This is a genomic window from Candidatus Photobacterium acropomis, assembly GCF_030685555.1.
Taxonomy (GTDB): Bacteria; Pseudomonadota; Gammaproteobacteria; order Enterobacterales; family Vibrionaceae; genus Photobacterium; species Photobacterium lucens.
In genome coordinates, this window is the sequence record NZ_CP131609.1 from 1,427,459 (window position 1) to 1,450,382 (window position 22,924).

The following is a 22,924-nucleotide window of genomic DNA, read 5'->3' on the forward strand; positions in this document are numbered from 1 at the left end:
AAAAAACCGCCGATGCTGGCGGTTTTTTATTATCTGCAATTTAGCGCAAGATTATTTTTTGTAAGCTTCGTTGTGAACTGCTGCTACTGCACGACCCGATGGATCTGCTGCGTTCTTAAAGCTCTCATCCCATTCAATGGCTTTTGCACTTGAACAAGCGATTGAAGGGCCACCAGGAACACATTTCGCTGCACTTTCTAGTGGGAACAACTCTTCAAAGATCTCACGGTATGCGTAAGCTTCTTTGGTTGTTGGTGTGTTGTAAGGGAAGCGGTAAGCCGCTGTTTCAAGTTGTTGATCTGTTACTTTTTCTTCTGCAACTTCTTTTAGGGTATCGATCCAGCTGTAACCTACACCATCAGAGAACTGCTCTTTTTGACGCCATGCGATAGATTCTGGTAGGTAGTGTTCAAAACACTCACGTAGGATGTGTTTTTCCATCTTGCCGTTACCACACATCTTATCTTCTGGGTTTAGACGCATTGCTACATCGATAAATTCTTTATCTAGGAATGGCACACGACCTTCAACACCCCAGGCCGCCAGTGATTTGTTCGCACGTGCACAGTCAAACATGTTAAGTGCAAGTAACTTACGTACTGTTTCTTCGTGGAACTCTTTCGCGTTTGGTGCTTTGTGGAAGTATAAGTAACCACCGAAGATCTCATCTGCACCTTCACCAGAAAGTACCATCTTGATACCCATTGCCTTGATCTTACGACCCATTAGGAACATTGGAGTAGAAGCACGGATTGTCGTTACATCGTAAGTTTCAATGTGGTAAATAACATCACGTATCGCATCTAAACCTTCTTGAATGGTGTAGGTCATTTCGTGGTGAACGGTACCAATTTGTGCTGCTACTTCACGTGCCGCTTTTAGATCTGGCGCACCTTCAAGACCAACTGCAAATGAGTGAAGTTGTGGCCACCATGCTGCTGATTTCTCATCATCTTCGATACGCATTGCAGCAAAACGTTTTGCCACTGCTGAGGTGATTGATGAATCTAATCCACCTGATAGTAGTACGCCGTAAGGTACGTCTGTCATTAATTGGCGTTTAACGGCTGCTTCTAGTGCTTCAGTTAGATCTTTTTTGCTCGTGGTGTTGCCTTGCACCGCAGCATACTCGTTCCAATCACGAATGTAATAGCGCTGTGGCTCTGCATCTGCACTGCCGTAGTAACAACCTGGAGGGAATTCACTGACGGTTTTACAAACAGGTACCAGTGCTTTCATTTCAGAAGCAACATAGTAGTTACCATGCTCATCGTAACCTTGGTAAAGCGGGATGATACCAATGTGGTCGCGACCGATCAGGTAAGTATCTTTTTCTTCATCGTACAATACGAATGCGAAGATACCGTTTAGCTCTTCAAGTAGAGCTTCGCCCATGTCTTGGTATAGAGCTAAGATCACTTCACAGTCTGAATCTGTTTGGAAGTCGTATTTGCCTTCGTAGCGAGCACGGATTTCTTTGTGGTTGTAGATTTCACCGTTAACCGCAAGAATTAATTTTTTATCTGGGCTATATAGCGGTTGAGCACCACTGTTTAGGCCAACAATTGCAAGACGCTCATGAGCAAGGATTGCATTATCTGATGAGTAAATACCTGACCAGTCAGGACCACGATGACGAAGTTTTTTCGACATCTCTAATGCGATAGGGCGCAATGCCGCTGCATCGCTCTTAATGTCTAGGATCCCAAATACTGAACACATAGTAAAATCACTCCAACGTTATATCTTTTTATATCCATAAATGTGGAAACGCGAGTTGTAATTAAAAAGTAGGAATAATGAAAACAAAACTTTTTTAATTTGTGCGTTTCTCTTTGATTGTTAAAATTGCGTATTCTGAGGATAATTGCAATAAAAAATCTTCAATCCATTAAATTAAAACGTATAAGGTGAATAATATTCAGCTAAAGCATTTTTAACTGAATATTTTCTACTTTGACTAGCTTTTTATTTAAAAAAAATAAACAGTAATGGTGGTCACTGTTTATTTTTAGTTGCGAAATAAGTGGGTGCTAATGAGGTTAAGGTTGTAGTGGCGTGATGTCAGGCTTTAAGTGATCGCACACATTACGAGCAAAACCACTACCGGCCTCGCTATAAATATTAAATGCCGCATCAATACCTTGTTCATACAACAATTCTTCATCGTCGTTATACTGAGCAATCGCTGCAATCTTACCTTTGAAGTCACGTGCTTTTATTTGCTCTAGTGCATAGACGTTAGCTTGGCTATGTGGCATTGCCAGTAAAATAAGTTTAATCCGTTTTTTACTGATCACACGCGCCCAGAAATCAGGGTCAGTGGCATCGCCTTGAATAACGTTACGGCCTTCTTTGCGTTGTTGCTCTGCTGATTCTTCGCGAGTTTCAACACCTATGATTTGTTTGCCGTAGCGAGCTTGCAATTCATCGTAAGCACCTGTACCAATACGTCCCATACCAAGAATAAGCACTTTGGATTGACCAAGATCGATCAATTTATCGCCGGCATTTAACTTTTCTGGTTCAAATTCTTTTAGCCATTTTGATGCTTCAGTATAGAGCTTGTGGCTCATGCTGTTCAGTGGTGCGGCTAGCAAAAAGGAGAAGGAAACTGCGATGGCAATCGCAACTAAGAAAGTGCCTGGTAATAGTCCCATTTTGTAAGCGACACCACCGACAATTAAACCAAACTCACTGTAGTTAAATAGAGTAAGGGTAGCGAGCATAGAAGTACGTACGCGGTAGCGACATAAGTGGAAAACGCCGTAATACAAGATGCCTTTTAGTGGTAACAACAGTAATAAGACAAATGCCATTAATAGACCGTTAATGGTCGGGGTTTCTGAAAGGCCAATGTTTAAGAAAAAACAAACCAGTAGTAGCTCTTTAAAGTTAAATAGCGATTTTGCCATTTCAGATGATTTTGGGTGTCCTGCCATCAGCATACCGACGACCAGTGCGCCCAAATCGGGTTTCATACCGACTAGCTTAAACAAACCTGCGCCCAGTACTAACGCAAGGGTAATAGCGTAAAGCACTAAAATTTCACCGTGACCGGCTTTATCTAAGATTTTGTATAGTAAAGGTCTTAGTAGTGGTAAAGCGAATAAACCAAGGGCATAGATTTCTGGCATCTTACCGCTAGAAATCGTAAGGAAGATAACGGCAAAGATATCCTGCATAACCAGAATACCGATAGAAACAGTACCGTATTTAGCGTTTAACTCGCCTTTTTCTTGTAATAGCTTGATAGCAAAAACTGTACTAGAAAAAGACAGCGCAAAACCAATAAGAACCAGTTGGCTAAAGTCCATATCACTAAACATGGTCAAGCCAAGTTGCTTTAATACTAATAAGCAAAGGGTAAATAAAGAGGTGGAAAGCAGGTTATGTAAGGTTGCACCGCCCCAGACTTCTTTTTTAAGCAGTGACTTAACATCTAACTTAAGGCCGATGGTAAACAGAAGGAGGGTTACACCGAGATCTGCCATGCTTTCTAAAGCAGGTGTCGAGGTATATCCAAAACTATTAAGGCTGAAACCAGCAACAAGAAAACCAACAAGTGGTGGAAGTTTGCAACGAAGTGCAATAAAACCAATGATAAAAGCGGTAATTATGTAGATAAATTCCATATCTTGGACAACATCCTTGCAAGATAGTGTAATGACAATAGTGTTTTGCAAATATTATAAAGGGGTGTATTTCACAATACACCCCTTTATGTTTTAGCAAATGTTTTTGTGGTGTTTAGTCTTCCAATAAGCGCTGTAATAACACACCGTTAAGCATTGCACGTTTGATCATTGAGAATGCACCAATGGTTGGCTGGTTATACAGCTCAGATGCCACAATTGGGAGCCCTTGGTTAAACTTAGATAATGACTGTGTTTCAACACAACGACGGATCGCAGGGAAAACAATATCTTGCGCTTGTGTAATATTGCCCGCCAGAATGATTTTCTGTGGATTAAACAAGTTAATTGTCATTGCTAAGGCTTTACCTAGCTGATTACCCACTTTGATCAGTGCTTGAACTGCAAGTTCATCACCTTTATTTGCTGCATCACAAATAGCAGGCATGGTGAGATCTTCTAACTCTTGTAATGAGCTAGGGTAACCTTGATCAAGCAGGTGCTGTACGTGCTTGATCACTGCAGGATCGGCAGCGACAGTTTCTAAACAACCAAAGTTACCGCACTGGCACTTATCACCGAGTGGATCAATCTGGATATGACCAATTTCACCAACGTTACGATTGTAGCCAAGGAATACTTGACCATTAACGATGATCCCAGCCCCTGTACCGTGGTGAACACTGACTAAGATTGAATCTTTACAATCACGACTTGCGCCAAAGTAGTGCTCAGCCAATGCTAGACCACGTATGTCATTACCGACAAAACAAATCACACCAAACTGCTTATTAATGATGTCTGCCAATGCGAAGTCATGAACTTCAATGTGTGGCATATATTCAACAATACCATGCTCAGGGTTAACCAAACCTGGCAGCGCAATACCAAACGCAACTAATTCTTTCATTACATTTTGGTTATTGCTGATAAAGTTTTGGATATGTTCAATTAATCCATCAGTTAAAGCTTGTTGATCAGAATAAGAGAATGGGTGAGCAGTACCTGTGATATGGGTACCACTTAAATCATAAAGGGTGATTTCTATATAATTCCGACCAATACGTACAGCAATAGAGTGAAATGCCGCTGATTCCGTCGTCAGAGATATTGCTCGTCGTCCACCGGTTGATGCTTGTTGTGCGACTTCTTTGATCAGTCCACGTTCAAGTAACTGGCGGGTGATTTTCGTAACACTCGCAGGTGCAAGCTGACTAACATCTGCGACTTGAATACGTGAAATAGGGCCTTGTAAGTCGATCAATCGATATACAGCTGCACTATTGAGCTGTTTTACAAGATCAACATTACCAATTTGTCCGCCTGTCATAATTAGTTCTGCTCATTTTCACTGTTAATAATGTCGTTTGAATGAGGTAGTAAACATGAGGTTCGTTATTACCTAATGTTCACTGCATTCAATACGTTCCCTAGCTATCAACACTGTCTCTATTCATCGTTATTAGTGTTGATGGGCTTTGTGTGTATTTTTATGTACACAATTGCCTTCAAGGTAATATACCTGTGTTGTTGCAAAAAGAAAGTTATCGAGGATTACGCCTGCTTGAGCTGTGGCATTGGTCACTAAAACTAAGGGATTATAGTGTTAGTAGCGATTGGTCTTATAAATGTTAGGATTGTCAGTAGTTTTGAGTGCAGTTTATAAAAGAGTGAAGGTAATGGTCATCAAAATAGGTTTTTTTAGATAGAAATAAAAACGCCGTCAATATTGACGGCGTAATCTTACCACTTTAATGAATGATTAAAGGTGGTTGATGTTCTCAGCTTCTAGCTCTTGGAAGTACTTAACTGTCTTCACTTTAAGCTCTTGTGTTGCTGGCTCATCACACACAATCATTGATTTAGGGTGAAGCTGTAGTGCAGATACAGTCCATAGGTGGTTTACACTACCTTCAACAGCTGCTTCTAGCGCTTGTGCTTTGTTATGACCAGTGATTAGGATCATTACTTCTTCAGAATCAAGTAGTGTACCAACACCGATAGTTAGCGAGTACTTAGGTACTTGGTTGATATCGCCATCGAAGAAACGAGAGTTAGCAATACGCGTTTCGTGAGTTAGCGTCTTGATACGTGTACGAGAAGCAAGAGAAGATGCTGGCTCGTTAAATGCGATGTGACCGTCGTTACCTACGCCACCCATGAATAGGTTGATTTTACCGTAAGATTTGATCTTATCTTCGTAACGTTGACACTCAGCAACGTGATCTTCAGCATTACCATCAAGAAGGTTGATGTTCTCTTCTTGAATGTCAACGTGGTTAAAGAAGTTGTTGTACATGAAGTTACGGTATGATTCTGGGTGATCTGCAGGCATGCCTACGTACTCATCCATGTTGAAAGTAACAACATGCTTGAAGCTTACTTCGCCAGCTTGGTATAGCTCAATAAGACGCTTGTAAGTCGCAAGTGGTGTACCACCTGTTGGCAGACCAAGAACAAATGGACGTTCTGCTGTAGGTGCAAATTTATTGATGCGATCTGCAATGTAGCGAGCTGACCATAAACCAACATCTTTAGCGTTATTAAGCGGGATTAGTCTCACGTTGATACCTCGTTGAAGAAAGTTAAAACAGGAAAAATCTTAGCGACATAGCGCCTTTGTTTCGAATGATAAAATAAGTTTTATGATCGAGCTAGCAAAATCACTCAGTTCTAACCTCCGTCGGTGATTGAGATCACAAATGATGAGCTTTTAATTTGCGGGGCGAAATTAATTTCTTAAACTGCGATTAACTTAAACGGATAGCCATAAAACAGTTATTCAAATCGCATCTAAGAAAACCATAGGGGGAACTAAGGGTGAATATTCTTGGATATTTTCAAAAAGTAGGTAAGGCATTAATGGTGCCGGTTGCAGTACTTCCTGCAGCGGCAATCTTAATGGGTATCGGTTACTGGATTGACCCGAACGGCTGGGGTGCAAACTCTGCACTGGCTGCGTTCTTAATCAAAGCAGGCGCCGCAATTATTGATAACATGTCTGTACTGTTTGCAGTAGGTGTTGCATACGGTATGTCTAAAGACAAAGATGGTGCAGCAGCACTATCAGGTTTCGTTGGTTTCCTTGTGGTGACAACGCTTCTAGCACCAGGTGCTGTAGCGCAAATCCAAGGTATTGACCCAAGCGCAGTTCCTGCTGCATTTGGTAAGATCAATAACCAATTCGTAGGTATCCTAGTAGGTATCGTATCAGCTGAGTTGTACAACCGTTTCTCTAGCGTAGAACTACATAAAGCACTAGCGTTCTTTAGTGGTAAGCGTTTGGTACCAATTCTAACATCTGTTGCTGGTATTGTTATTGCTGGTATCTTGATGTTCATTTGGCCATCAATCTACGGCGGTCTAGTACACTTTGGTGAAAGCATCCAAGGTATGGGTTCTGTAGGTGCGGGTATCTACGCATTCTTCAACCGTCTACTAATTCCTGTGGGTCTACACCACGCACTAAACTCAGTATTCTGGTTTGACGTTGCAGGTATTAACGATATTCCTAACTTCCTAGGCGGCGCGAAATCTATTGCTGAAGGTACTGCAACTCCAGGTATCACTGGTATGTACCAAGCTGGTTTCTTCCCAATCATGATGTTTGGTCTACCAGGTGCAGCACTTGCGATGTACCACACAGCTAAAGCTAAGAACAAAGAGCGCGTAGCATCTCTACTACTAGCTGCTGGTTTCGCATCATTCTTCACAGGTGTTACTGAGCCGCTAGAATTCGCATTCATGTTCCTAGCACCAGTACTGTACGTGATTCACGCAGCACTAGCAGGTCTATCTGTATACATCGCAGCATCTATGCAGTGGATTGCAGGTTTCGGTTTCTCTGCAGGCCTAGTTGATATGTTCTTGTCATCACGCAACCCACTAGCTGTTCAGTGGTACATGCTGATTGTTCAAGGTATTGCATTCTTCTTCATCTACTACTTCGTATTCCGCTTCGCGATTGTTAAGTTCAACCTTAAAACGCCTGGCCGTGAAGACGACGAAGATGAAGTATCTGCAGCAGCAGGTTCAGCAGAAACTAACGAACTAGCTAAGCAGTACCTAAAAGCACTAGGTGGTCACGGTAACTTAGAAAACATCGATGCATGTATCACGCGTCTACGTTTAACGCTAAAAGACAGCAGTCTTGCTAACGAAAAAACGTTGAAAGCGCTAGGTGCAATGGGTGTGGTTAAACTAGGTTCAAATAACCTTCAGGTTATCCTAGGCCCTCTAGCAGAGATCGTTGCTGGCGAAATGAAGAAAATCCCAGCATCAGAAGACCTATCTTCTGTAAAACTTCCATAATTACCTGAATCCTCAAGTAATTAAGTAACACAGTAATACCTTTATAATTTAACCGGCCTTATTATTTTCACCACTGAAAATATAAGGCCGGCATTTTGAGTACCCAACGTTTGGGCTCGTATTGATTTTCTCTTCACTTTTTTAGAAGAGATATCGGGAGAAAGGAATATATCATGACTATTAAACTTACGGCGTTAGCATCTTTTATTGCACTAGCGGTGACTGGTTGTGCAACTCAAGGAAATAATGATCAAACTGTTGTTAATAACCTAGCGTCAAACCTAGACGTTAACTACGAAGTTGCCATTCAGCACGGTGCTGAAGAAGGCTTACAATGTAAAACACTTGGCGCTGAATGGGCGTCGTGTGATCTAATTAATTTAACGCTGGAAAATAATGGTCCAGCGGTAACAAGCAAAGACTGGAAAATTTATTTCAGCAGCATCCGTCAGATTTTAGAAGTTCAAAACGATCAATTTAAAATCACACACGTAACAGGCGATCTTCACACTATCGAACCAACGGATAAGTTCGACGGCTTTGCTGAAGGTGAGAAGGTTGTTATCCCTTACATCGGTGAATATTGGACACTATTTGAAAACGATTACATGCCACGTGCCTACGTAACAGCAGGCAACGCAGAGCCAAAAACTATCGTTAGCACAGACACTGCAAACCCAGCTGATTACCTAACACCATTAAAAGGGGATCAATTCAAGCGTGTTAAAGCAGATAACAACGTATTAGCTACCGCAGAAACACGTTTTGAGAAAAACAGCGACGTTAACCTAATCGCATCTGAAGAAGTGGCTGGTACGATTCTACCAACACCACTAAGCACGAAACTAACAGGTGACACGGTTTCTCTAGCGAACGGTATTAAGATCGACAACCTAACGCTTCCAGCAGACATGATGGCAGCCGTTGATGCGCGTTTAGCACAACTTGGTGTAAACGCACAGGGTGAATACCCAGTGAAAGTGACGATCCTACCGGGTGCATTTAAGAAAGATCAGCAAGTTGTTGGTGCTTACAAGCTAGATGTAACGAAGAAAGGCGCAACGGTTACGGGTTTTGATAACCAAGGTGCGTTCTACGGTATGCAGTCTCTGATCTCACTGATGTCGACTGGTGCAGAGAACAGCATCCCAACATTAAACGTATTGGATGCACCTCGTTTTGATTACCGTGGTGTGATGGTCGATGTGGGTCGTAACTTCCACTCAAAAGAAGCGATCCTACGTACGCTAGATCAAATGGCAGCGTACAAGATGAACAAATTCCACTTCCACCTATCTGATGATGAAGGTTGGCGTATCGAAATTCCGGGTCTTCCAGAATTAACAGAAATCGGTGGTAAGCGTTGTCACGATCTATCAGAAACAAGCTGTCTACTTCCTCAACTAGGTTCAGGCCCAACGTCTGATAACTTTGGTTCAGGTTTCTACAGCAAGCAAGATTACCTAGATATCTTAAAATATGCGAAAGCACGTGGTATTGAAGTGATCCCTGAAATTGATATGCCAGCTCACGCACGTGCAGCGGTGGTAGCAATGGAAGCGCGTTACAAGCGTCTTGCTGCTGAAGGTAAGATGGAAGAAGCGAACGAGTACCGCTTGATGGATCCACAAGATACATCAAACGTAACAACCGTTCAGTTCTACGATAAGCGTAGCTTCATCAACCCATGTATGGATTCTTCAGTTAAGTTCGTTGATAAAGTAATTTCTGAAATCCAAGCGATGCACAAAGAAGCGGGTATGCCGCTAAACACATGGCACTTCGGTGGTGATGAAGCGAAGAACATTAAGCTAAATGCTGGCTTCCAAGACATCAACGCAGCAGAGCAAACAGCGTGGACGGGTTCTATCGACCAATCTAAGCAAGATAAACCATATGCGAAATCACCAATGTGTCAGAAAGTGATCGCAGAAGGTAAGGTAAGTGATTTCGACCACCTACCAAGCTACTTTGCTGAGCGTGTAAGTGAAATCGTAAACGGTAAAGGCATTGAAAACTTCCAAGCATGGCAAGACGGCTTGAAGTACTCGAAAGATGCGAAAGCGTTTGAGACGGATAATGTACGTGTAAACTTCTGGGACGTTCTATACTGGGGCGGCGGTGCATCAGCATACGAGTGGGCTAACAAGGGCTATGATGTTGTTGTTTCAAACCCAGATTACGTATACATGGACATGCCATACGAAGTAGACCCATCAGAGCGTGGTTACTACTGGGCTACACGTGCAACAGATACTCGTAAGATGTTTGGTTTCGCACCTGAAAACTTACCTCAGAATGCTGAAACATCACTCGATCGTGATGGTAACGGCTTCACAAGTAAGGGTACCGTTGACTCTAAAGGCTTCCACGGTCTATCTGCGCAGCTTTGGAGTGAAACAGTAGGTAACGACGAGCAATACGAATACATGGTATTCCCTCGCGTCCTAGCTGCTGCTGAGCGTGCATGGCACAAAGGTGAGTGGGAGAATGAGTATAAAGCAGGCGTTGAGTATTCACAAAAATCAGATCTAGTGAATAAGAAAGCCCTTCACAATGAGTGGGAGCGTTTCGCAAACGTACTTGGTCAACGTGAACTAGCTAAACTGGATGCTGCTGGCGTTCAATACCGTGTACCAGTACCTGGTGCGAAAATTGAAAACGGCAAACTGGCAATGAACGTAAGTATGCCTGGCCTAGCGCTACAATACTCTACAGATGCTGGTAAAACGTGGAACACTTACAATCCAAAAGCACAACCAAGTGTATCTGGTAAAGTTGAAATCCGTGCAGTAAGCGCAGATGGTAAACGTTTCAGCCGTGTAACATCACTATAATTAATAGTATGTAATTACACTGTAAGCCTTTAAATATAAGCCGGTGGGGGAGAACCTCACCGGCTTTTTTCATTAAGTTCGACCAAAATCATGGCTATCTTATTAATGGACATGTTTTTAATGCGCTAAATTAGTGCATTGATGTATAGTGTCGGCATATAAACTCTGTCATAGCGGAGTTTTTTTATCCATATCGACAAACAATGCATACTATTTGTTGAGTCATGAACCATATTTATGGATCATATACAGTTCTCAATCCTGTAAGCACACGAGGTGTAATTGATGAGTGAATCTGAAGCTCGTCCAACTAACTTTATCCGCCAAATCATTGATGCGGATTTAGCAAGTGGCAAACATACAAGCGTACATACCCGATTCCCGCCGGAGCCAAATGGTTACCTGCACATCGGTCATGCGAAATCTATTTGTTTGAACTTCGGTATTGCTCAGGACTATCAGGGCCAATGTAATCTTCGTTTTGATGATACAAACCCTGAGAAAGAAGACATCGAATACGTTGAGTCTATTAAGAACGATGTTAACTGGTTGGGCTTTGAGTGGAGCGGTGAGATTTGTTATTCATCAAACTACTTCGATAAGCTATACGGGTTCGCAATTGAATTAATTAATAAAGGCTTAGCGTACGTTGATGAGCTAAGTCCAGAGCAGATGCGTGAGTACCGTGGCACACTAACTGAGCCGGGTAAGCATAGCCCATACCGTGATCGTAGCGTTGAAGAAAATTTAGCGCTGTTCGAAAAAATGAAGAACGGCGAAGTTGAAGAAGGCAAGATGTGTCTTCGTGCGAAGATCGATATGGCATCACCATTCATGGTTATGCGCGATCCTGTGATCTATCGTGTACGTTTTGCGACTCACCACCAAACAGGTGACAAGTGGTGCATTTACCCAATGTACGACTTCACGCACTGTATTTCTGATGCGTTAGAGGGCATTACGCACTCTATCTGTACACTTGAGTTCATGGACAACCGTCGTCTATACGATTGGGTTCTTGAAAACATCACTATCGATTGTACACCGCACCAGTATGAGTTTAGCCGTCTAAACCTTGAATACACTGTGATGTCTAAGCGTAAGCTAAACCAACTTGTTACTGAGAAATTGGTTGATGGTTGGGATGATCCACGTATGCCAACTATTTCTGGTCTACGTCGTCGTGGCTTTACGCCAGCATCTATGCGTGAATTCTGTAAGCGTATCGGTGTGACTAAGCAAGACAACACTATCGAGATTAGCTCACTAGAATCTTGTATTCGTGACGATCTAAACGAAAACGCACCACGTGCAATGGCAGTACTTGATCCTGTTAAAGTTGTGATTGAAAACTTTGACGGTGAGACAGAAATGCTAACTGTTGCAAATCACCCGAACAAACCAGAAATGGGTTCTCGTGAAGTGCCGTTTAGCCGTGAGCTATACATCGAGCGTGAAGATTTCCGTGAAGAAGGTAACAAGAAGTACAAGCGTCTAGTACTAGGTAAAGAAGTACGTCTACGCGGTGCTTACGTGATCAAAGCTGAACGTATCGAAAAAGATGCAGAAGGTAACATCACTACTATCTTCTGTACTTACGATAACGAAACGCTAGGTAAGAACCCAGCTGACGGTCGTAAAGTAAAAGGTGTTATTCACTGGGTATCAGCAGAAGCGGGTGTTGCTGCTGAAATTCGTCTATACGATCGTCTATTTACAGTGCCAAACCCAGGTGCTGCAGATGATTTCGTATCAGTGATCAACCCTGAATCACTAACAGTAGTGAAGGGCTTTGTAGAGCCATCATTGGTTGCTGCTGAAGCTGAAAAAGCATACCAGTTTGAGCGTATGGGTTACTTCTGTGCGGATAACAAAGACTCAAGCCCTGAGCATCTAGTGTTTAACCGTACTGTTGGTCTACGTGATACTTGGGCTAAAATTGGCGAATAATGATTATTGCTGATTTATGCTAAGAAAAAGCCGCATCCTGTGATGCGGCTTTTTTATTGGTGATTACTGATTGGTTTCTGTTTCGATAGTACGACCAGAATCGATGATTTGTTGAGTTATATCACCCATGAGATCAGCGCTACTTATTTTGAAGAAAATCAGCTTATTAGATTGTTGGATCTGTTGAGTGTTGTACTTAAACTGGCTGTACACATCTCCCCATTGGTAGCGGATAAATGTCTCGCCAGATTGTAGATGGCGATTAACCGAGTATTCTGTGGCATAGCCTGCCATCGTGCCGTTTACAGGGCGGTTAGGCGCATCGTGTGGAATGCGAAATAGCGTTGAGTCTAATTTCACAATGCCGTTAGTAATGCTGCTAGGCTCTGTTAAATGCTTGGAGAAGTAGGTGGTATGGATAAAACGATCTTCTGGGTTGGTATTACCACCCGTACCAAGATTGGTTTGGCTCCACTGTTTATCTTGCTCTCCCCACCCACGTGCTGAGCGCTCAACGTTAGCAAGATGCTGGGCATAATCTGGCTGATTGGTCATCACGGTATATTGCTTGCCATGCCATATTTGTGGTTTGCCATCACGCCATTCTAAAATAGCACTGTCACCAGAAGGATCTTGGAAAGAAATATGCAGAGCAATACGGATAGGAACGCCATCGATGAGCTCTTCATTTGGTGCCATAATTGAAGTGGCTTTAACTACTTCATCAACGGTTTTATATTGAGAAAGTAAGTGTCGAAGGTAGGTAATCGCGCCATCAGTTTGCTTATTGTTATCCTTGCCTAAATCCATCCCCGCATCATATAGCACGTTGCCTGACAGTCCTTCTGAGTTAATGCCGTCAACAATGATTCCATACGCGGTAATACCGGTAACGGCATATTTAGATACCACCATATTTTCGTGACTTAAATGCGTGGAATACTCTGTACCTTGAGGGAAGTTTGCAAGATAAGGATTAGTCGATTCAGACCAGTCCATTGTACGCGATACAAACGTACCGTGATCTTTTGTCTCCCAAAGAACACGGGTACAAGCATTAGCAGTTGAAATCATACTTGATAAGGAAAAAGTGGTAATTAGCGCTAATGCGAGAGGTTTTACGTTCATCTATAACATCCATATAAATAATGCGGATTTATAGATATAAGCGGAAAGTAATGAAAGGGCTTGTAGATTATTGTAACAATGTTTGAAAAGTGATCTGAGTAGCAATAAAAAAGCCAGTGAACAACCACTGGCTTTTTCAAATTATTTATTTTGGATCGTGCAGCGTATCATCGGTATTACAATCACCTTCCATGCAGTGACCATATAGGTACAGGCTGTGGTTAGTTAGGCGAACATTAAAGCTTGCTGCAATCTGCTTTTGGCGTTCTTCAATGATGTCGTCTGAAAATTCGATCACTTTGCCACAATCTAAACAAACAAGGTGATCGTGGTGGTGTTGAGTTGCAAGTTCAAATACAGACTTACCACCTTCAAAGTGATGGCGCGTAACAATGCCAGCATCATCGAATTGGTTTAGTACACGGTAAACAGTCGCAAGGCCAATTTCTTCGCCAATATCGATAAGCTTTTTGTACAAGTCTTCAGCACTGATATGTTGGCAATCAGGTTCTTGCAGTACTTCCAAAATTTTAAGGCGTGGAAGAGTAACTTTTAGGCCTGCTTGTTTTAGCGCATGATTATTATCTGACATCAAAATTTCCTATTGGCTATCCGCAAAAAAGTGTTGCAGTAGTCTTTCTCATTTCTATCCATTATAAGTGACGCAAGGATAACAATAAACCTTAAAAGTTCTGGAATCTAGGAGATATGTATAATTTCTAGTGTTTGAATATATGTAAAAAATATGTAAGCATAAACTCATCGTACCAGACGGGGGCTTTTACATTGTTTAACGTCTATAAGCCAAGTGTGGTCAAATATGCACTTAATTTATGGCCGCCATTTTGGGGCTCTGGCATTAAAATTGTTTCTATCAGTGATGATTTTAGATTTGTTAAAATAACGTTAAAATTACGCTGGTGGAATAAAAATGCAAATCGAACCCAATATGGCGGCAGTATCTTTTCACTGACAGATCCTGTGTACTCGCTAATGCTAATGGGGATCTTAGGTCAGCAATATTTTATCTGGGATAAGCAGGCAAGTATTAACTTTATTCAGCCTGGTGATAGTGACTTAACCGCTGATTTTGTGATTTCAGAGCAATGTATTGATGCGATTAAACAAGCTACGGAATACGGTGATAAGTACTTTCCGTCTTTTACTGTGAATGTACTAAATAATAAGGGTGAGTTGGTATCGCAGGTGCAACGAACTCTGTATGTGAGAAAGAAGCCTGAATATCGCAAGAATAGAGAGATTAAAGAGCAGATATCAGAGTCATCACTGGGGAATGAGATATAAAAAAACGCGCTAAATCAGCGCGTTTTTTTGATGTATCTATGATTAGTCAGCAAGTTCTGCTAGGCACATTTCATCATAAATTTGATCAACCCATTGCTTAACACGTTGTGCTGTTAGCTCTGGTTGGCGATCTTCATCAATACATAGACCTACGAAGTGGTTGTCATCAACAAGGGCTTTTGATGCTTCAAACTCAAAACCTTCAGTTGAGAAGTTACCAACGATAGTAGCACCGCGACCTTCAACGATATCACGTACAGTACCCATCGCATCACAGAAGTATTCTGCGTAATCTTCTTGGTCACCACAACCAAAGATAGCCACTAGCTTGGTTGAGAAATCAACTTGTTCAAGCTCTGGGAAGAAGTCATCCCAATCACATTGTGGTTCACCGTAGTACCAAGTAGGGATACCTAGTAGTAACAGATCAAAATTGTCGATATCTTCTTTGCTGCTTTTTGCGATATCTTTTACTTCAACTAGCTTGTCGCCAAGTTGTTTCTGGATCATTTTAGCGACAGCTTCGGTATTACCTGTGTCGCTACCAAAGAAGAGTCCAACGCTCGCCATAGTAGAGATTACCCGTATATAAAATAGTTAACTGCTGCGTTGCAGTTTACAGAAATCAGTCGAAACGGTGCAATGATAATTACTGTTTACTGACGTTTTGTCTGTTTTTTCGTCTAAACAGTTGCATTGTCCGCAAGAATCTAGTCTTAGGTGTTGAGATAAGCAGCATAAATTACACAAAACTGCGGTGTGATCAAATACCGCTACCTTCCCAACTTAGCTGAATTATTCCTTTAGCAATAAAGCCAGCACAACCGAGGAATAATACAAGCCAGACAATCTTTTGTCCAAAAGGTGGAACATTACCTTGTTTTAAAACGTCTTTTATTGCCATACCAATAAAGAAAAAAATAGCGGCAAAAACAAGGTCTAATCCGATGGACTCAATCAAATCCATGTATTCGTAAAGCATAACAAATCCTTTGTTATTGAGCTAAATGAGACTATAGCATAGTCGAAAAAGGGATTTAATAGTTCAGAAGGGGAATATCCCATTGCTAGTGAGCAGGCTAACAATGGGATATAAAATAGAAAAAGAGTTACTTTTCAAGGAAGTTGGTAATGATGCGAGTCACGGCTTCTGGCTTTTCTGCATGCAACCAATGACCTGTATTTGCCACCATATGGGCTTTTGCATGAGGAAATTGACGCATGATTTCATCACGATATTCCGGCACGATATAGTCAGATTCTTGGCCTTTGATGAATAACGTTTTCCCCATAAATGGTGCTTCACTTGGCTGCCAGCCCATAATGTTATTGTAGTTTGCGATAATACCATCAACGTTAAAACGCCACTGATAAGCGTCATCTTGTTTTGCTAAAGACTTGAGTAAGAACTGTCTAACACCTGCGTCTTCGACATACTGAGCAAGGTAATGTTCTGCTTCACTGCGTTTAGTGATGATATGTTTATTCACTTCTTGTAAGCCGTTAAACACATTTTGATGGCGATGGGCTTGGTAGGTCACTGGTGCCATATCAAGCACAACCAAATGTTCCATGCGTTTTGGTGCTAATGCAGCCAATGCCATGGCTACTTTTCCACCCATTGAGTGACCAATCACTGAAAATTGATCAATATCTAAGTGATTGATCACATTCAGGACATCCTGTGCCATATCTGGATAAGTAAAATGATCTGAGTGTGGTGATAAACCGTGATTACGTAAATCGACGCTGATCACTTTATAGTTATTTTTCAATGACCTTGCGAGTAGGCCAAGATTAGCAGCGCTGCCGAATAAACCATGGATCAAAATGATCGTTTTTCCATCGCCTTCGACCTGATAATGAAGATTCACTGACTATTTTCTCTATTTAGTTGTGGTATTTACCGTAGAGTATAACCTCGGATCAAGCTATAATCGTACCCAGATTTTTAAACGGAACGATAATGAATAATACGATGAAGACTATTGAGGTAGACGAAGAGCTATACCGTTATATTGCTAGCCAGACTCAGCATATTGGTGAAAGCGCTTCTGATATTTTGCGTCGGTTGCTTATGGTGCCTGAAGAGCAACTGCAGCAACCTGCTGTAGTAATGCCTGTCCGTCCTAAGGGAATTGTTGTGAGTAAAGATGCTGGCAACGAACCAACAATGGATCGCGTAAAAGAAATGCGAGCAGTGTTGATCTCTGATGAATTTGCGGCACAAGAAAAAGCAATTGGTCGTTTTATGATGATCTTGTCTTCTCTATACCGCATTGATGCACAAAGTTTTGCTGAAGCGGCTGCGATTAAAGGCCGTACTCGTGTTTACTTCGCACATGATGAAGAAACATTGCTAGCAAGCGGTAAAACGACTAAGCCAAAGTCGATCCCTGCGACACCATTTTGGGTTATCACTAATACGAATACCGAGCGTAAGCGTCAAATGATTGACCAGTTAATGACAAAAATGGGATTTGGTTCTGACATCATCGATAAGGTATGTGGCGAGATCTAACCGCGGCATATTGACGTCAAAATAACAAGGATAAAACTATGGCTATTCATCCTCGTGCTGGGCAACGTGCTCAGCAAGAAGATATGCATAATATTCCAGCACTTATCGCCAATTACTTCTTAATTGAGCCAAGTGCTCAAGACCCATCACAACGCGTAGAGTTTGGTACTTCGGGTCACCGTGGAACGGCAGATAAAGGCACATTTAACCAGCACCATATTTGGGCTATCGCACAAGCGGTTGCTGAAGTGCGTGCGGCGAATGGCGTGACAGGGCCTCTTTTCCTTGGTAAAGATACCCATGCATTATCAGAGCCTGCTTTTACTTCTACATTGGAAGTGCTTGTTGCAAACAATGTAAAAGTCGTTATTCAAGAAGGTAAGGGATATACCCCAACACCTGGCATTTCTCATTCGATCCTTTGTTATAACAAAGCGCACGAAGAGAAAGCCGATGGTATCGTGATCACACCATCACATAATCCACCTCAAGATGGCGGTATTAAATATAACCCTGTTCATGGTGGTCCTGCTGAAAGTGAGTTAACGACAGCGATTGAGCGTCGTGCTAATGAAATCATTGCTAATGGTTTAGTCGATGTTAAGCGTGTTGCTATCACTGAAGCATTTGTATCAGATCTTGTGGTTGAGCAAGATCTAGTTGCACCATACGTTGCTGATCTTGTTAATGTTATTGACATGGAAGCAATTCAAAAAGCTGAGTTGAAATTAGGTGTTGACCCACTAGGTGGCTCGGGCATCGAATACTGGCGTCAAATCGCTGCTTACTACGCGCTTGATTTAACGTTAGTCGATGAATCTATCGATCCATCATTCCGCTTTATGTCATTAGATAAAGATGGCGTAGTACGTATGGACTGTTCATCACCTTACGCTATGGCAGGCTTATTAGCTTACAAAGATAACTACGATCTTGCGTTCGGTAATGACCCTGATTACGATCGTCACGGTATCGTAACGCCAGCAGGTTTAATGAATCCGAACCATTACCTTGCGGTATGTATTGATTACCTATTCCGTCATCGTAGTGGTTGGGCAGATCAAGTTGCTGTAGGTAAAACATTAGTATCAAGTGCGTTGATTGACCGTGTTGTTGCAGCATTGGATCGTGAACTGGTTGAAGTGCCTGTTGGCTTCAAATGGTTTGTTGATGGCTTATACAGTGGCAAGTTAGGCTTTGGTGGTGAAGAAAGTGCAGGCGCATCTTTCTTGCGTAAAGACGGTACACCATGGTCAACAGATAAAGACGGTATTTTGTTATGTTTGTTAGCTGCTGAAATTACAGCGGTAACAGGCAAAACACCGCAACAATACTATGATGAGTTGGCGGATAAGTTTGGTCATTCAGAGTATTCTCGTCTACAAGCAGTAGCGAACAAAGAGCAAAAAGCAGTATTAAGTAAGCTTTCTCCTGAGATGGTTTCTGCTGAAACCTTAGCAGGTGAGCCAATTACGGCACGTTTGACTCATGCGCCAGGTAATGGTGCTGCTATTGGTGGCTTGAAAGTGACCACTGAAAACGGCTGGTTTGCTGCTCGTCCATCGGGTACAGAAGATATTTATAAGATTTACTGTGAAAGCTTTAAAGGTAAAGAGCATCTAGCACTTATCGAGCAAGAAGCACAGGAAATTGTAAGTAAAGTCTTTGCCGACGCAGGCTTATAATCGCTTGTAGTAAGAAAAACGCCCTATATGGGCGTTTTTTTATATATAAGAACTATGGCTATCGTTCACTGTTATGCTGAGGCCAGTGATTCGGCATCACAAACCACACCTTGTTTTCACTATCAATAGCTTGCATTGGTACTGTTATCTGGCTTATATCAAGATATTCTTCAAGTTCAACAAATGCTGGTGGTGCTATCCACTGTTTTTTCGTCAATGTTTTTAAAGTCATGCCTTCAGCATCAGACTGATAACACCATAGCCCTGTATCGGCGTTTGGGTTGATATTGATGCTTGAACCTTGTTGTGGTTTTGGCCAAGCGTGAAATAACCGCCCTTGCATAATTAGCCGACGTTTAGTCGGTATAAAATCAAAAGTATTTGTAAATGCGTCATGTTCACTGAGCGTGAGTTGATGCTCAATCATTCTTGCTGTTTTCTTATCTAAATTATCTTTAGCATTTGGTCCTGGCCAGCGATGTTCAAAGGCTAAATAAAACTTGATAGCCACTTCCCAATGCTCAACTTCGCCTGTGAGTAAGTTTTTCACCAGAAAATCAATTGAGCCTACGGTTTGTTTATCCCAATGGAGTTGGACTTCTTCTTCTATTAATTCGTAATCAGGGTGATGAATGATTAATTGTTGCCATAACCATTGATAGTAGAAGCCTAAACGGCGATTACCTGAATAAGGTTGAAGAGGAGGAAGTTGCGCATTTTTTCTAAATGCCTCTAGCCAAGCATCATCACAAACATAGTCATATGATGCGATCAAACTAGGCATATTAAGTACAGCGAGATAGTCCTTTGTTAATTGTGTATCCATTTCATTTTGTAACATTTCTACATAACTCGCTTTTATAGGAGGTTTTTGCATGATTTTGACGGAATTTTACCCGAAAATCTGTAGTAATATTTCATAAACTCAATTACAGTAATACTAGATTTGACCAGAAAGGGGTTCTGTTATGTACACTCAGTATTCAAAGCTTAATATTACTTTTCGTCGTATTTTTGTGGTACTAGCAGGACTTCTGTCATTACCTATTTTATTGCTGCTACCTGTTAATAAACGTACACGTTTAGGCAGCTTCTTACACCGCTACTGGACACAAACCAGTGCTCAGCCAGTATGGCTTAAAAAAATTGAACAAGGGTTCAAATAAGATTTTCCATAAAAAGCTGCTGATGCGGCTTTTTTTATATCATTTGTTTGCTGTAAATGCAGAGAAAACTCTTAATATCATGATAGCTTTAGTACACTGATACCATAGTATTAAAAAGACTTAAGTTAGAAGATTAAGGACAACATCAATGAATAATTTTGCTCTTGAAGCGTTACTGAATGAGTTTCTCTCTCCTCACTTGATCAAAGATTATTGTCCTAATGGGTTGCAAGTTGAAGGTAAAACGGAAGTAAAAAAAATTATTACTGGAGTAACGGCTTGTCAGGCACTCATTGATCGTGCAATTGAAGAAAAGGCAGATGCTTTATTAGTACATCATGGCTTTTTCTGGAAAGGCGAGCCAGCTGAAATTCGCGGCATGAAATATCGTCGCATTAAAGCCTTAATTGAAAATGGTATTAATCTTTATGCTTACCATTTACCGCTAGATGTGCATACTCAAGTGGGTAATAACGTTCAGTTAGCACAACGTTTAGGGGTAGACATTACTGGCGGTTTAGAGCTAGGTAACCCACGTTCAGTTGCGATTTACGGTGAGTTAGAACAAGCTATTTCAGGTGAAGATTTTGCGGCAAGAATTGCGATGGCATTGCAGCGCGAGCCATTACACATTGCACCAGTGCAACCACAATTGATCAAGAAAATAGGGTGGTGTACGGGCGGCGGTCAAGATTACATTGAGTTAGCAGCACAACAAGGGTGTGACGCGTTCATTTCTGGTGAAGTTTCAGAAAGAACCACTCATACAGCACGTGAATTGGGTATTCATTATTTCGCGGCAGGGCACCATGCAACAGAGCGTTATGGTGTGAAAGCATTGGGCGAGTGGTTAGCGCAAGAGCATAGCTTCGATGTTACCTTTATTGATATTGATAATCCGGTTTAATCGAATCTGTCGTTTAGATAACAAAAAGGTTGAGCTTTTGGCTCAACCTTTTTATTTGCGTGGTTTAAGTGTTTACTCACGTTCGTGAAGAGGCTTAAATTCACGCTGTGTTTTACCAGTATATAGCTGACGAGGACGACCAATACGGTTTGTTGGATCACTGTGCATTTCATTCCAATGCGCAATCCAACCGATGGTACGTGACATCGCAAAAATTACGGTAAACATCGATACAGGAATACCGATCGCTTTTAAGATAATACCTGAGTAGAAATCTACATTCGGGTATAGTTTCTTGCTAATGAAGTATTCATCAGATAGAGCAATACGCTCAAGCTCCATAGCTACATCAAGTAGTGGATCTTGAATTTTAAGTTCTTCAAGTACTTCATGACATGCTTCACGCATAACGGTTGCACGAGGGTCATAGTTTTTGTAAACGCGGTGACCAAAGCCCATTAGACGGAATGGATCATCTTTATCTTTTGCACGTTCAACGAATTCAGGAATGTTTTCAACACTACCGATTTCTTCAAGCATCTTCAGACAAGCTTCGTTTGCACCACCATGAGCAGGTCCCCAAAGTGACGCAATACCTGCTGCAATACAAGCAAATGGGTTAGCACCAGAAGAACCAGCAAGACGTACTGTAGACGTCGATGCATTCTGCTCATGATCAGCGTGCAGGGTGAAAATCTTATCCATTGCATGTGCAACAACTGGGCTTACTTCGTATTCTTCACAAGGTGTTGCGAACATCATGTGAAGGAAGTTTTCTGCGTAATCAAGGTCGTTACGTGGATAAATAAACGGTTGACCAATGTTATATTTATGGCACATAGCCGCAAGCGTTGGCATTTTAGATAAAAGTCTAAAAGCAGCAATCTCACGGTGAGTATCATTGTTGATATCCAGAGAATCGTGATAGAACGCAGATAAAGCACCTACAACACCACACATTACAGCCATCGGGTGAGCATCTCGGCGGAAGCCATGGAAGAAGCTTGCAATTTGCTCGTGTACCATCGTATGACGTGTAACAGTTGTTCTAAACTGCTCATATTCAGCTCGGGTAGGGACCTCACCGTATAACAATACATAACAAACTTCTAAGTAGTCTGCGTGATTGGCTAATTGATCAATAGGGAAACCGCGATGTAGCAGAATTCCCTTCTCGCCATCAATGTATGTAATTTGAGATTCACACGAGGCTGTTGCGAGAAAACCTGGATCAAATGTAAAAAAACCGTTTGCGCCAAGTTTACGCACATCAATTACATCTTGGCCTTCAGAGCCCCCGATAATCGGCAGTTCGATAGGTGCTTTCCCTTCAATATGAAGAGTAGCTTTCTTATCTGCCATAACAATCTCCTTTGCTATTTTTATAATCCTAATCCAATACGGATGTGCATTTGTTGTACCGCTAGGTGAATCCTTTGTCAATTTTTGTGCTTCTTTGTGTGCGCTTGTTAATAAGTT

19 protein-coding genes are annotated in these 22,924 nt (G+C 41.7%); 8 read left to right on the plus strand and 11 right to left on the minus strand.

The features are described from left to right. Positions 1–51: 51 nt before the first annotated feature. From asnB to nagB, 4 genes are all read right to left on the minus strand, one after another. A complete protein-coding gene (gene asnB, locus Q7657_RS13700; protein WP_107164940.1) occupies positions 52–1,722 on the minus strand; it encodes an asparagine synthase B in 1,671 nt (556 codons plus the stop codon). A 320-nt stretch (positions 1,723–2,042) separates the two neighbouring features. Next, positions 2,043–3,635 (minus strand): cation:proton antiporter domain-containing protein, encoded by a 1,593-nt coding sequence (locus Q7657_RS13705; RefSeq protein ID WP_107164941.1) that lies wholly within the window; start codon positions 3,633–3,635, stop codon positions 2,043–2,045. Positions 3,636–3,750: 115 nt separating this feature from the next. Beyond that, complete coding sequence (gene nagC, locus Q7657_RS13710) at positions 3,751–4,965, minus strand: DNA-binding transcriptional regulator NagC (protein WP_107164942.1); 1,215 nt, start codon at positions 4,963–4,965, stop codon at positions 3,751–3,753. A gap of 432 nt (positions 4,966–5,397) precedes the next feature. Next, a complete protein-coding gene (gene nagB, locus Q7657_RS13715) occupies positions 5,398–6,198 on the minus strand; it encodes a glucosamine-6-phosphate deaminase (protein ID WP_053988470.1) in 801 nt (266 codons plus the stop codon). A gap of 257 nt (positions 6,199–6,455) precedes the next feature. Between nagB and nagE the strand changes: the two genes are divergently transcribed. The 3 genes from nagE (at position 6,456) to glnS (ending at position 12,733) form a co-directional block, all read left to right on the plus strand. Continuing rightward, complete coding sequence (gene nagE / locus Q7657_RS13720) at positions 6,456–7,946, plus strand: N-acetylglucosamine-specific PTS transporter subunit IIBC (RefSeq protein ID WP_053988469.1); 1,491 nt, start codon at positions 6,456–6,458, stop codon at positions 7,944–7,946. A gap of 173 nt (positions 7,947–8,119) precedes the next feature. Next, positions 8,120–10,783, plus strand: a complete 2,664-nt coding sequence (locus Q7657_RS13725) for a beta-N-acetylhexosaminidase (RefSeq protein WP_107164943.1) — start codon at positions 8,120–8,122, stop codon at positions 10,781–10,783. Between the two features lie 285 nt (positions 10,784–11,068). Next, on the plus strand, positions 11,069–12,733 hold the full coding sequence (glnS, locus tag Q7657_RS13730) for a glutamine--tRNA ligase (RefSeq protein ID WP_107164944.1): 1,665 nt from the start codon (positions 11,069–11,071) through the stop codon (positions 12,731–12,733). 63 nt (positions 12,734–12,796) lie between these two features. Here glnS and Q7657_RS13735 read toward each other — a convergent pair whose 3' ends face one another. After that, on the minus strand, positions 12,797–13,861 hold the full coding sequence (locus tag Q7657_RS13735) for a linear amide C-N hydrolase (RefSeq protein WP_107164945.1): 1,065 nt from the start codon (positions 13,859–13,861) through the stop codon (positions 12,797–12,799). Between the two features lie 145 nt (positions 13,862–14,006). Continuing rightward, on the minus strand, positions 14,007–14,453 hold the full coding sequence (gene fur, locus Q7657_RS13740; protein WP_053988465.1) for a ferric iron uptake transcriptional regulator: 447 nt from the start codon (positions 14,451–14,453) through the stop codon (positions 14,007–14,009). Between the two features lie 194 nt (positions 14,454–14,647). Here fur and Q7657_RS13745 point away from each other — a divergent pair, with 194 nt between their 5' ends. After that, positions 14,648–15,166, plus strand: a complete 519-nt coding sequence (locus Q7657_RS13745) for a DUF4442 domain-containing protein (RefSeq protein WP_107165202.1) — start codon at positions 14,648–14,650, stop codon at positions 15,164–15,166. 42 nt (positions 15,167–15,208) lie between these two features. Here the strand turns inward: Q7657_RS13745 and fldA are convergent, their stop codons facing one another. From fldA to Q7657_RS13760, 3 genes are all read right to left on the minus strand, one after another. Then, a complete protein-coding gene (gene fldA / locus Q7657_RS13750; protein ID WP_107164946.1) occupies positions 15,209–15,736 on the minus strand; it encodes a flavodoxin FldA in 528 nt (175 codons plus the stop codon). A 193-nt stretch (positions 15,737–15,929) separates the two neighbouring features. Next, positions 15,930–16,148: a DUF2788 domain-containing protein gene (locus tag Q7657_RS13755; RefSeq protein ID WP_053988463.1), complete on the minus strand. Its 219-nt coding sequence runs from the start codon at positions 16,146–16,148 to the stop codon at positions 15,930–15,932. Between the two features lie 127 nt (positions 16,149–16,275). Beyond that, positions 16,276–17,040, minus strand: coding sequence for an alpha/beta fold hydrolase (locus Q7657_RS13760; RefSeq protein WP_107164947.1), 765 nt, complete (start codon positions 17,038–17,040; stop codon positions 16,276–16,278). A gap of 104 nt (positions 17,041–17,144) precedes the next feature. Between Q7657_RS13760 and seqA the strand changes: the two genes are divergently transcribed. Then, entirely contained in the window at positions 17,145–17,687 is a 543-nt protein-coding gene (seqA, locus tag Q7657_RS13765; protein ID WP_053988661.1) for a replication initiation negative regulator SeqA, read from the plus strand. Between the two features lie 38 nt (positions 17,688–17,725). Continuing rightward, positions 17,726–19,372 carry a phosphoglucomutase (alpha-D-glucose-1,6-bisphosphate-dependent) gene (gene pgm / locus Q7657_RS13770; RefSeq protein WP_107164948.1) on the plus strand — a complete coding sequence of 549 codons (1,647 nt, stop codon included), beginning with the start codon at positions 17,726–17,728 and terminating at the stop codon, positions 19,370–19,372. A gap of 58 nt (positions 19,373–19,430) precedes the next feature. On the opposite strand, the gene Q7657_RS13775 is transcribed toward pgm, so the two are convergent. Then, the gene (locus Q7657_RS13775) at positions 19,431–20,249 is read right to left on the minus strand and encodes a DUF1853 family protein (RefSeq protein ID WP_498827395.1); all 819 of its coding nucleotides are present in this window, start codon (positions 20,247–20,249) and stop codon (positions 19,431–19,433) included. A 91-nt stretch (positions 20,250–20,340) separates the two neighbouring features. Between Q7657_RS13775 and Q7657_RS13780 the strand changes: the two genes are divergently transcribed. Both Q7657_RS13780 and Q7657_RS13785 read left to right on the plus strand, forming a co-directional pair. Beyond that, the gene (locus tag Q7657_RS13780; protein ID WP_107164950.1) at positions 20,341–20,538 is read left to right on the plus strand and encodes a DUF2517 family protein; all 198 of its coding nucleotides are present in this window, start codon (positions 20,341–20,343) and stop codon (positions 20,536–20,538) included. Between the two features lie 148 nt (positions 20,539–20,686). Continuing rightward, a complete protein-coding gene (locus Q7657_RS13785) occupies positions 20,687–21,445 on the plus strand; it encodes a Nif3-like dinuclear metal center hexameric protein (RefSeq protein WP_107164951.1) in 759 nt (252 codons plus the stop codon). Between the two features lie 72 nt (positions 21,446–21,517). Here the strand turns inward: Q7657_RS13785 and Q7657_RS13790 are convergent, their stop codons facing one another. Further along, the gene (locus Q7657_RS13790) at positions 21,518–22,807 is read right to left on the minus strand and encodes a citrate synthase (protein WP_107164952.1); all 1,290 of its coding nucleotides are present in this window, start codon (positions 22,805–22,807) and stop codon (positions 21,518–21,520) included. Positions 22,808–22,924: the final 117 nt, after the last annotated feature.